General features: G+C 75.7%; 11 protein-coding genes. 6 read left to right on the top strand and 5 right to left on the bottom strand.

Translation table 11 applies throughout. The features are described from left to right. The 3 genes from E1283_RS23705 to E1283_RS23715 form a co-directional block, all read left to right on the top strand. A partial coding sequence (locus tag E1283_RS23705; RefSeq protein ID WP_425086220.1) for a TerD family protein occupies nucleotides 1-640 on the top strand: 640 nt, incomplete at its 5' end. Between the two features lie 5 nt (nucleotides 641-645). Next, the gene (locus E1283_RS23710; RefSeq protein WP_132820159.1) at nucleotides 646-1,449 is read left to right on the top strand and encodes a glutamate racemase; all 804 of its coding nucleotides are present in this window, start codon (nucleotides 646-648) and stop codon (nucleotides 1,447-1,449) included. Continuing rightward, nucleotides 1,446-1,937, top strand: coding sequence for an NUDIX hydrolase (locus E1283_RS23715; RefSeq protein ID WP_132820160.1), 492 nt, complete (start codon nucleotides 1,446-1,448; stop codon nucleotides 1,935-1,937). The genes E1283_RS23710 and E1283_RS23715 overlap by 4 nt, the downstream gene beginning before the upstream one ends. 25 nt (nucleotides 1,938-1,962) lie before the next feature. Here E1283_RS23715 and E1283_RS23720 read toward each other — a convergent pair whose 3' ends face one another. The 4 genes from E1283_RS23720 to E1283_RS23735 form a co-directional block, all read right to left on the bottom strand. Next, nucleotides 1,963-2,373 carry a PTS-dependent dihydroxyacetone kinase phosphotransferase subunit DhaM gene (locus E1283_RS23720; protein WP_132820161.1) on the bottom strand — a complete coding sequence of 137 codons (411 nt, stop codon included), beginning with the start codon at nucleotides 2,371-2,373 and terminating at the stop codon, nucleotides 1,963-1,965. Continuing rightward, on the bottom strand, nucleotides 2,366-3,034 hold the full coding sequence (dhaL, locus tag E1283_RS23725) for a dihydroxyacetone kinase subunit DhaL (protein ID WP_132820162.1): 669 nt from the start codon (nucleotides 3,032-3,034) through the stop codon (nucleotides 2,366-2,368). Before dhaL ends, E1283_RS23720 begins: the two co-directional genes overlap by 8 nt. A gap of 40 nt (nucleotides 3,035-3,074) precedes the next feature. Then, nucleotides 3,075-4,067: a dihydroxyacetone kinase subunit DhaK gene (dhaK, locus tag E1283_RS23730; RefSeq protein WP_132820163.1), complete on the bottom strand. Its 993-nt coding sequence runs from the start codon at nucleotides 4,065-4,067 to the stop codon at nucleotides 3,075-3,077. A 142-nt stretch (nucleotides 4,068-4,209) separates the two neighbouring features. Beyond that, nucleotides 4,210-5,133 (bottom strand): NmrA family NAD(P)-binding protein, encoded by a 924-nt coding sequence (locus E1283_RS23735; protein ID WP_132820164.1) that lies wholly within the window; start codon nucleotides 5,131-5,133, stop codon nucleotides 4,210-4,212. Nucleotides 5,134-5,238: 105 nt separating this feature from the next. Between E1283_RS23735 and E1283_RS23740 the strand changes: the two genes are divergently transcribed. Both E1283_RS23740 and E1283_RS23745 read left to right on the top strand, forming a co-directional pair. Beyond that, the gene (locus tag E1283_RS23740; protein WP_132820165.1) at nucleotides 5,239-5,820 is read left to right on the top strand and encodes a TetR/AcrR family transcriptional regulator; all 582 of its coding nucleotides are present in this window, start codon (nucleotides 5,239-5,241) and stop codon (nucleotides 5,818-5,820) included. Between the two features lie 159 nt (nucleotides 5,821-5,979). Beyond that, nucleotides 5,980-7,953, top strand: coding sequence for an NAD-binding protein (locus E1283_RS23745; RefSeq protein WP_132820168.1), 1,974 nt, complete (start codon nucleotides 5,980-5,982; stop codon nucleotides 7,951-7,953). Between the two features lie 58 nt (nucleotides 7,954-8,011). On the opposite strand, the gene E1283_RS23750 is transcribed toward E1283_RS23745, so the two are convergent. Then, on the bottom strand, nucleotides 8,012-9,250 hold the full coding sequence (locus tag E1283_RS23750; RefSeq protein WP_132820166.1) for a serine hydrolase domain-containing protein: 1,239 nt from the start codon (nucleotides 9,248-9,250) through the stop codon (nucleotides 8,012-8,014). 123 nt (nucleotides 9,251-9,373) lie between these two features. On the opposite strand from E1283_RS23750, the gene E1283_RS23755 reads away from it, so the two are divergent. Then, nucleotides 9,374-10,030, top strand: coding sequence for a response regulator transcription factor (locus tag E1283_RS23755; RefSeq protein WP_132820167.1), 657 nt, complete (start codon nucleotides 9,374-9,376; stop codon nucleotides 10,028-10,030). The last annotated feature ends 179 nt before the right edge of the window (nucleotides 10,031-10,209 follow it).

Below are 10,209 nucleotides of genomic sequence, written 5' to 3' on the forward strand. Positions count from 1 at the left end.
CAGCAAGATCACCCTCACCAAGGCGTCGCCGACGATCTCCCTCGCCAAGCAGGGCGCCACCTCGGGCCGGATGCTGATCAACCTCAACTGGCAGCAGCGCGGCGGCCAGCAGCCGCAGGGCGGCGGGGGTTGGCGGGAGCGGCTGACCAAGGCCATGGGCGGCGGCCTCGACCTCGACCTGGGCGCCCTGTTCGAGCTCAGCGACGGCCGCAAGGGCGTCGTCCAGGCCCTGGGCAACGCGTTCGGTTCGCTCCACCAGCCGCCCTACATCCACCTGGACGGCGACGACCGCACCGGCGCCGTCGCCAGCGGCGAGAACCTGACGATCAACCTGGACCACGCGCAGAACCTGCGCCGGGTGGTGATCTTCGTGACCGTCTACTCCGGCGCGGCCAGCTTCCAGGGCATCTCCGCCACGGTCACCCTCACCCCCGAGCGCGGCGCGCCGATCGACTTCACGCTCGACGAGTGCACCGTCGCGTCCCCGGTCTGCGTGCTCGCCGAGCTCACCAACCAGGGCGGCGAGCTCGTCGTCCGCCGCGAGGCCCGCTACCTGGTGCCGGACCGCGGCGTCAGCCCGCAGCGCACGGTCGACCACGCGTACGGCTTCGGCATGCAGTGGACCCCGGGGCGCAAGTGACGTCGGTGCGCATCGCCCTGGTCGACTCGGGCATCGGCCTGCTGGCCGCAGCCGCCGCCGTCCGGCGGCTGCGGCCCGACGCCTCGCTGGTGATCTCGAGCGACCCCGACGGCATGCCCTGGGGCCCGCGCACCCCGGCGGACATCACCGCCAGGACGCTGGCCCTCGCCCGGGCCGCCGTCGTCACCCCGCCGGACGCGCTGATCGTCGCCTGCAACACGGCGACGGTCAGCGCGCTGCCCGAGCTGCGCGCCGAGCTGGAGCCGGCGGTGCCCGTGGTCGGCACGGTGCCGGCGATCAAGCCGGCCGCCGCCTCCGGCCGGCCGCTCGCGGTCTGGGCCACCCGGGCCGCCACCGAGAGCGAGTACCAGCGCGACCTGCTGCGCCGCTACGCCGCCGGCGTCCCGGCCGTCGGGGTGCCGTGCCACGGCCTGGCGGACGCCGTCGAGCGCGCCGACGACGAGGCGGTCGAGGTCGCGGTCAAGGCCGCCGCGGCGCTCACCCCGCCGGAGACCCGCACCGTGGTCCTCGGCTGCACCCACTACGAGCTGGTCGCCGAGCGGATCCGCCGGCACGTCACCGCCGTCACCGGCACCGAGGTCGCCCTGATCGGCTCGGCGGACGCCGTCGCCGCCCAGGCGCTGCGCCGCGCCGGGCTCACCCCGGCGCCCGGCGCCGACCCGGGCGGCACCCTCGAGGTCTTCGCCAGCACCCGCCCCGCCGCGCTTCCCGAGGTGGCGCTCGCCTACCCCGAGGGGCGCCTGATCGCGACCATGGCCACCGCGCCGGGACCTAGGCTCGTGCCATGACGACTCCCGACTTCATCCGCGAACTCCGCGCCGACATCGGCCACCGGCTGCTCTTCCTCCCCGGTGTCACCGCCGTCGTGCTGGACGACGACGGGCAGGTGCTGCTCGGCCGGCGCGCCGACAACGGCGAGTGGGCGCTGATCGCCGGCATCCCCGAGCCCGGCGAGCAGCCCGCCGAGGCCGCGGTCCGCGAGGTGTACGAGGAGACCGCCGTGCGCTGCGCGGCGGAGCGGGTCCTGCTGGTGCACACCGGCGACCCCGTGCGGTATCCCAACGGCGACCGCTGCCAGTACCTGGACATCACGCTGCGCTGCCGCGCGCTGGGCGGCGAGGCCCGGGTGAACGACGACGAGTCCCTGGAGGTCGGCTGGTTCGGCCCGGACGCCCTGCCGCCGCTGCGCGAGCACGAGCTGTCCCGGATCAAGCTGGCCCTGTCCGACGGCCCCACCTGGTTCGAGCCGGCCGCCGTCCCGGCCGCCGACGACTGACGGCGCGGTTCTCCGCCGCCCGGGCTCAGGTCTTCCGGAAGGTGTACGCGTCGCCGGCGGCGGCCGCCACCGCGGCCAGGTCGCCGCCGGCCGAGGCGGTCACCAGGGCGGCCACCGCGCCCTCCACGAACGGCGCGTCCACCAGCCGGGTGTCGCGCGGCAGTTCGTCGCCCTCCGCGAGCATCGCCTGGACGGTCAGCACCGCGCTCCCCAGGTCCGCGAGGACCGCGACCCCGGCGCCCCTGTCCACCCGGCGCGCCGCCTCGGCGATCAGCTCGGAGCTCGTCCCGAAGCCGCCGTCCCGCCGGCCGCCGGCCGCCGCCGTCGGCGCCAGCTGGCCGCCGCCGGCCAGGCCGGCCGCGAGCCGCGCCACCGACTCCGCGACCTCCGCGCTGTGCGACACCAGCACGATTCCCACCGGTGCCCGCTCAGTCATCGCCCGCCTCCGCGCCGCCCGCCTCCGCGCCGCCCGCCTCCGCGCCGCCCGCCTCCGCGCCGGCCGCCGCCGCGTCGGCGAGCGCCCCGATGAGCAGGGCCGAGGACGCGGCGCCCGGGTCCAGGTGCCCCGTGCTGCGGTCGCCCAGATAGCTCGCGCGGCCCTTGCGGGCCCGCAGCGGCACGGTGGCCGCCGCGCCCTCCTCGGCCGCCTGCCGGGCCGCCGGGTAGTCGGGCAGCGCGGAGACCGCCGGCAGCAGCGCGTCCACCATCGTCTTGTCGCCGACGGCCGCGCCGCCCAGACTCGCCACCCCGTCCACGCCGGCGCGCAGCGCCTCGGCCAGCCGCTCGTCGTCGACCACGGGGTCGTCCCCGAGCGCCTTGCCCGCGCTCCGCAGCAGCGTGCCGTAGAGCGGTCCCGCCGCGCCGCCCACCGTGGAGATCAGGGTGCGGCCCGCCACCCGCAGGGTGCCGCCGGGGTCGGTGGGCGGCTGGTCGGCGAGTGTGGCGACGACCGCCGCGAAGCCGCGCCGCATGTTGCTGCCGTGATCGGCGTCGCCGATGGCCGAGTCGAGCTCGGTCAGCCGGCTGGCGTCCCGTGCGACGGCCTCCGCCGCCGCTTCGAGCCAACGGCGGATGAACTCCGCGTCCCGCTGTGCCACTCGTGCTCCTCCCACCGCTCCCTCGAACGACGTTCCCGGCTCAACGGCCCCAGCGCAGCCCCGGCGTACTCACCGGCGCGTCCCACAGCCGCAGCAGTTCCTCGTCGACCTGGCACAGCGTCACCGAGCAGCCCGCCATGTCGAGCGAGGTCACATAATTGCCGACGAGGGTACGCGCCACCTCGACCCGGCGCTCGGCGAGCACCCGCCGCACCTCGGCGTTGAACCCGTACAGCTCCAACAGCGGCGTGGCCCCCATGCCGTTGACCAGCAGCAGCACGGGGCCCGTGGGCATCCGGTCGGCGAGCAGCGCGTCCACGGTGAAGTCCGCGATCTCGGCCGACGTCATGACGGGCCGCCGCTCGCGCCCCGGCTCGCCGTGGATGCCGATGCCCAGTTCGAGTTCGCCGGCCGGCAGGTCGAAGGTCGGACCGCCCTTGGCGGGGGTGGTGGGCGAGCTGAGCGCCACCCCGAAGCTGCGGGACGCCTCGGACGCCTGCCGGGCGACGGCCGCCACCCGGGCCAACGGGGCGCCGGCCTCGGCGGCCGCGCCGGCCAGCTTCTCGACGAACAGCGTCCCGCCGGTGCCACGCCGGCCCGCCGTGTAGAGGCTGTCGGTGACGGCCACGTCGTCCTGCACCAGCACCCTGGCGACCTCGACGCCGTCGTCCTCGGCGAGCTCGGCCGCCATGTCGAAGTTGAGGACGTCGCCCGTGTAGTTCTTGACGACGAACAGCACGCCCGCCCCGCCGTCGACCGCCGCGGCCGCCCGGGTCATCTGGTCGGGCACCGGCGAGGTGAACACCTCGCCAGGACAGGCGGCGTCCAGCATGCCGGGGCCGACGAAGCCGCCGTGCAGCGGCTCGTGCCCCGAGCCGCCGCCCGACACCAGGCCGACCTTGCCCGGCACCGGCGCGTCCCGCCGCACGATCAGCCGGTGCTCCTCGTCGACCAGGAGCTCGGGGTGTGCGGCCGCCATCCCGCGCAGCGCGTCCCCCACGACCCGCTCGGGCTCGTTGATCAGCATCCTCACCGGGCTGTCCTCCCTCGCCTGGGCGTGGCTCGACGGTGTCGATCAGCTTACGGACCGGCGCCCCGATCGGCACCCGGCGTGCGGCGGGTCGTGGCGGTCGGCTCCGGCTCCGGCTCCGGCTCCGGCTCCGAGGCACCGTGCCTCAGGCGGCGGGCCGTAGGTGTTCTCGCGCCCAGTCCTCGAAGGTGGTGAGCGGGATGTCGAGCTGCCGTGCGTACGCGGGACGGGCCGGCTGGCCGGCCGCGTTCAGCCACTCGCCCGAGGCGCCCATCCCCGGCATGCCGGCGGCGCGTGCCTCCGCCTCCGTCATGTCCGGCGCGGACAACCGCACGCCGAGGGCGCGGGAGAGCGTCTCGGCGACCTCCGTCATGGAGCGGTGGTCGCCGGCCAGTTCCAGTTCGACCTCGTGGAACCGTTCCGGCACCGCGATCGCGGCGGCGGCCGCCCGTCCGATGTCGGCGGCCGCCACGAGGGAGAGCCGGGTGCTGGGCCTGAGCAGGGTGACGATGCCGCCCTCGATCCCGCGGGGGAAGAGGTACGCCGTGGAGGGCAGGAAGTTCTCCATGAAGAAGGCGGGCTTGAGGATCGTCCAGTGTCGGAAGCCGGCCGCCCGCACCCGGTCCTGGATCGCGGTCTTGGTGTCGAGGGTGGGGGCCATGAAGTCCCAGCGGCCCTCCGCCCAGCCGGGCACCTCCGTGTGCCGGCCGGCTCCGGAGACGGAGGTGTGCACGAACTGCGGCACGCCGGCCGCCTTCGCGCCCTCGACGAGGTTGACGCCCTGGGCCGCCTCCGCGTCGAAGTCGAAGCCGTCTCCGGCGAAGGGCGGCATCTGCACGGAGAAGACGGCGCGGGCGCCCTCGGCGGCCCGGATCACGGACGCCCGGTCGTGGAGGTCGCCGGTGACCAGTTCGGCGCCGAGCGCGGCGACGTCCAGGGCCCGGTCGGTGGTCGGGTCGCGGACCAGTGCCCGGACGGGGACGCCCGCCGCGAGCAGGGACCGGGCGGTGGCCCCGCCCTGCCGGCCGGTGGCGCCGGTGACCAGGACGGGCGCGGAATCTGTGGACATGAGGCTCCTCGAATCGGCTGCTCCGACAGAAACGGCGGGGCCCGCCGTTTCTTGTTGGATAAGATATGGCGGGCCCCGCCACTTAGCAAACACGGAGGTGACGCCATGCCCGCCCAGCAGCGTGCCGACGCCCGTCGCAACCACGCGCGCATCCTCGCCGTGGCCGAGGCGGAGGTGGCCGACCGTGGCGCCGACGCCTCCCTGGAACAGATCGCCCGCACCGCGGGCGTCGGCTCGGCCACCGTGCGCCGGCACTTCCCCACCCGCCGCGCCCTGTTGGAGGCCGTCTCCCACAGCCGGATCGAGGCCCTGTGCGCCCGCGCCCACGACCTGGCCGACGCCCCGGACGCGCGGACCGCGCTGCTGGCGTGGCTGGACGAGGTCGTCGCCTACTGCGCCTCCGTCCGCGGCCTGGCCGCCGCCCTCGCTCACGACGGCGCCGCGCCCGACCCGCTCCATGGGAACAGTTGCGCGTCGGCGATCGAGGCGGCGGGCACCCCGCTGCTCCGCCGCGCCGCGGGGGAGGGCACCGTGGCGCCGACCGTCACCATGGCCGACCTGATCACCCTGGTCGTCGGCATCGCCCTGGCCACCGAGCACCATCCCGACCCCGCCGCCCAGGCCGACCGGCTCTTCCGACTGGCCGTGGCGGGCCTGAGCCCCGCCGTCGGCGTGCCGCACGGGTAGCACCGGGACCGGCGGGTCGGTGGCACGGCGTTTCCGGCACCGCGCCGCGCGCCACCGGCGGAGACGGCGCGCGGCGGGAACCCGACGGGGCGTCAGGGAGTCCACTGCTGTGTGACGTCACTTCCCCAGCAGAACCGGCGCGACGGCGCGTCAGGGCACATGATCGTCTGCGGCGACGACGCGCTGGCCGCCCGGCTGGCCGCCGAGCTGCACGAGGTCTACCGGGAGCGGGTCACCCTGGTCGTGCCGCCGGCCCCCGGCGCGGACGGCGCGCCGACCGTCTCGCCCGGCCGGGCCAGGGCGGCCGCCCTGCTCCGGCGGGTGACCGCCGCCGTCACCCGCCCGGCGTCGCCCGCCGACCCCGAGGACAGCGGCGTCTTCGCCCGCCGCCTCGACGACACCAGCGGCGAGATCCGGCTGCCCATCGAGGAGTTGACCGCCCCGGAGGCCACCGAGGAGGTGCTGCGCCGAGCCGGCACCGAGCAGGCCACCGCGCTGGCCCTGGTCTACGAGGACGACGAGGCCAACATCCGGGTCGCGCTCGCCGCCCGCCGCCTCAACCCCCGGCTCCGGCTGGTGATCCGGCTCTACAACCGCAAGCTGGGCGACCACCTCGCGCGCCTCCTCGACCAGGCCGCCGCCGTGACCCTGCCGGAGGGCGACCACGCCGGCGCCGACGCCGCGACCACCGTGCTCTCCGACGCCGACACCGCGGCCCCGGCGCTCGCCGCCACCGCCATCGCCGGCACCAGCAAGATCGTGGAGACGGACGGGCTGCTGCTGCGGGCGGTGGAGCGCACCCCGCCGGGACCCGGCGAGATCGCCCACCCGGGGCTCTGCACCCTGGCGTTGCTCTCCTCCACCACCAACGACCCGGCCGGCGACGAGGGTTCCGACAACAGCGGGGCCCGGGCCCCGCAACTGCTGCCCGACGACGAGACCGTCGCCGCCGCCACCGGGCGCGGCACCATGGTGCTGGAGACGGTGACCCACTCGGGAGCCCGGCCGACCAGAAACGTTTCGCCGGCCGCCCGGCTGGCCGAGATCTTCTCCCGCCGGCTGCGCTGGGCACTCTTCGCCGTGTTGGTCGCCGTGTTCGGGCTGGCCGTCACCGCCCTGTTCACCACGGGCGACGAGCCCCTGCACGCCACCTACCTGATCGTGCTCGACCTGTTCTCCATCAACGAGCCGGCCATCGGGCAGCCGGTGTCGCGACAGGTCCTGCAACTGCTCTCCGGGCTCGTCGGGTTGGCCCTGCTGCCCATCCTGGTGGCCGGCGCCCTGGAGGCGCTCGGGGCCTTCCGCGGCAGCAGCGCGCTGCGCCGGCCGCCACGCGGCCTCTCGGGACACGTGGTGCTGCTCGGCCTCGGCAAGATCGGCACCCGCGTCCTCGACCGGCTGAAGGAACTGGACATCCCGGTGGTCTGCGTGGAGGAGGACCCGGACGCGCGCGGCGTGGCGCTGGCCCGGCGGCTGCGGGTGCCTGTGGTGCTCGGCGACGTCACGCAGGAGGGGGTGCTCGAGGCGGCCAAGGTCGAACGCGCCGGCGCCCTGCTGGCGCTCACCAGCTCCGACACCACCAACCTGGAGGCCGCCCTCTACGCCCGCACGATCCGCCCCGACCTGCGGGTGGCGCTGCGGCTCTACGACGACGACTTCGCCACCGCCGTCTACCGCACGCTGCGCACCGCGCACCCGAACGCGCTCACCCGCAGCCGCAGCGTCTCCTCGCTCGCCGCGCCCGCCTTCGCCGGCGCGATGATGGGCCGGCAGATCCTGGGGGCGATGCCGGTCGAGCGGCGGGTGCTGCTCTTCGCGGCCATCGAGGTCGAGGGGCACGCGGAGTTCGAGGACCGCACCGTGGCCGAGGCCAACCGGCCGGGTGCCTGGCGGGTGATCGCCCTGGACACCACGGCCCCGGCCGACCGGCACGCCGACCTGACGGGCCGCTCGTCCGACGAGGACCGCGGCGGGCCCGCCAGGCTGCTGTGGGAGCTGCACCCCGGCTATGTGCTGCGCCCCCAGGACCGGGTGGTGGTGGCCGCCACCCGCCGCGGCCTGGCCGAACTCCTCGGCCGACACCGGCCGACGCCGGGCCCCCGCCGCCAACGGGCGCCCGGCACCGCGTCCTAGCCGGCCCCGGGAGAGCCGTCCCCCGGGGAGACCCGCCCCCGGGAGAGCCGGCCCCGGCTCAGGCGCCCGCGGCGAGTATCAGCTCACGTGCCTTGGTGGGGACGGACGGCATGACGCCCTGGGGCGTGTCGTAGTTGGCGAGGACCACCGCGACCCAGTCGGTGTCGGGGAAGACCTCCACGCTGGTCGCGATGCCCCGGGATCCGCCGTTGTGCCCGATCGTCCACTGGCCCGCCTCCAGCGTGGCCATCGGGCCGTACGCCTGGAACATCGTCCGGCGCGGGCGGTCGCCGTCGCCGGGCGGGCGCTGGGGCCCGGCGGGCGGCACCTTTCCGCCGAGCGTGATCCCCACGAACGTCGGGTCGAGCAGTTCCCCGCCGGTCAGGGCCCGCGCGAACCGGTCGAGGCCCGCGCAGTTCGCGAAGGCGTCCCCGGCCGGGGTGCCGACGAACAGCCGCTGCTCCAGGACGTCCTCCCGCCCGCCGGTCTCCGTGACGGCGTACGGGTGGGCGATGCGGCGGTCGTCGCGCCACTGGGTCCTGGTGTAGAAGTCCGAGCCGGTCATCCCGGCCGCCCGGAAGACGTGCTCCCTGACGTGGTCGTGGTACGGCCGGCCCGCGACGGCCGCCACGATCTCGCCCAGCACGTGGAAACCGGTGTTGCTGTAGGCGAAGCCGGCGCCCGGCGCGAACGCCGGCCGGTCCGTCCTGACGTACCTGCCGAATCCCGCCATCACCTCCTCCACGCTGTCCCAGGTGGCCGACTCCTCGGCGAACCCCGGCATCCGGAAGGTGTCGCCGAGGCCCGAGGTGTGGGTGAGCAGGTGGTGGACGGTCACCCGGTCGGCGACCTCGGCCGGGAAGCCGTCCAGGTAGGTACCGACCGTCGCCTGGTATCCCACCTCGCCCCGCTGCGCGAGCTGGGCCACGGCGACGGCGGTGAACAGCTTGGTCACGGAGGCCAACGAGTAGAGCGTGTCGGGGCCGTTGGGCAGGGACCTCTCCCGGTCGGCCATGCCGTGGGAGCGGGCCAGCACCTGCCGCCCACGGTGCGTCAGCAGCACGCTGCCGGAGAACCGCCCCTGCGCGGCCTCCTCCGCGACGAACGCGTCGAGCGCGCCACCGGGCCGTAGTTCCGGCGGGACGCGGCCGGACGTGGCCCGGGCGGCCCCGGTGGCCCCGGCGGTCCCGGCCCGGGCGGTCCCGGCCCGGGCGGTCCCGGTTCCGGCCAGCGTCGCGCCGGTGGCGGCGACGGAGACGCCGAGGGCGCCGAGAACGGTACGGCGGGTCGTGGTCATGAGGAGATCACCCTTCACGTGGGCCGGAGTCGATGCGTTCCGCCCTTCTACCGGCGCGCGCCGCCCGCCCACCGATCGGCGCTCCATACGTGGTCCATAGGCCGGCGTCGGCAGACTGCGGGCATGCGGGTACTGCTGGTCGAGGACGAACAACCACTGGCGAAGTACGTGGCGGCCGGCCTGCGGAAGCAGGGCTTCGCCGTCGACCTCGCCGGCGACGGCGGGTCGGCGCTCGAGAAGTGCGCCCACACGCCGTACGACGTGGTGGTGCTCGACCGGGACCTGCCGGTGGTGCATGGGGACACGGTGTGCCGGCGCCTCGCCGGGGACGGGAGGCATCGTGTCCTCATGCTCACCGCCGCCGACTCGGTGGAGGACCGGGTCGCCGGCCTGACCCTGGGCGCCGACGACTACCTGAGCAAGCCGTTCGCGTTCTCCGAACTCGTCGCCCGCGTCTGGGCGTTGTCGCGACGCAGCGTCCCGGCCCGGCCGCCGGTGCTGCGCGCCGCGGACGTCGTGCTCGACCCGGCCAGGCGGCTGGCCGAGCGCGCCGGCCGGGCCCTGCACCTGACGCCCAAGGAGTTCGGCGTGCTCCACGAACTGCTGGCCGCACGCGGCGACGTGGTCAGCGCCGAGACGCTCCTGGAGAAGGTGTGGGACGAGCACGCCGACCCGTTCACCAACGCCGTCCGCATCACGGTCGGGACGCTGCGCCGCAAGCTGGACGACCCGCCGTTGATCGACACCGTCACCGGTGCCGGCTACCGCGTCAGGACGTGACTCCGTGCCCCGGCAGCTGACGGCCCGCGGCCGGCTCACCCTCCTGCTCACCGCCCTGGTACTGGCCGCCGGCCTGGTGCTGACCGGCCTGACCTACCTGTTGATGCGGCGGCACCTCGGCCCCCGGCTGGGCGTCGTCCGGCTCACCTCGGACGGGGGCGCCCCGCCCACCCCCTCCC

The organism is Streptomyces hainanensis, assembly GCF_004348415.1.
GTDB classification, from domain to species: domain Bacteria; phylum Actinomycetota; class Actinomycetes; order Streptomycetales; family Streptomycetaceae; genus Streptomyces; species Streptomyces hainanensis.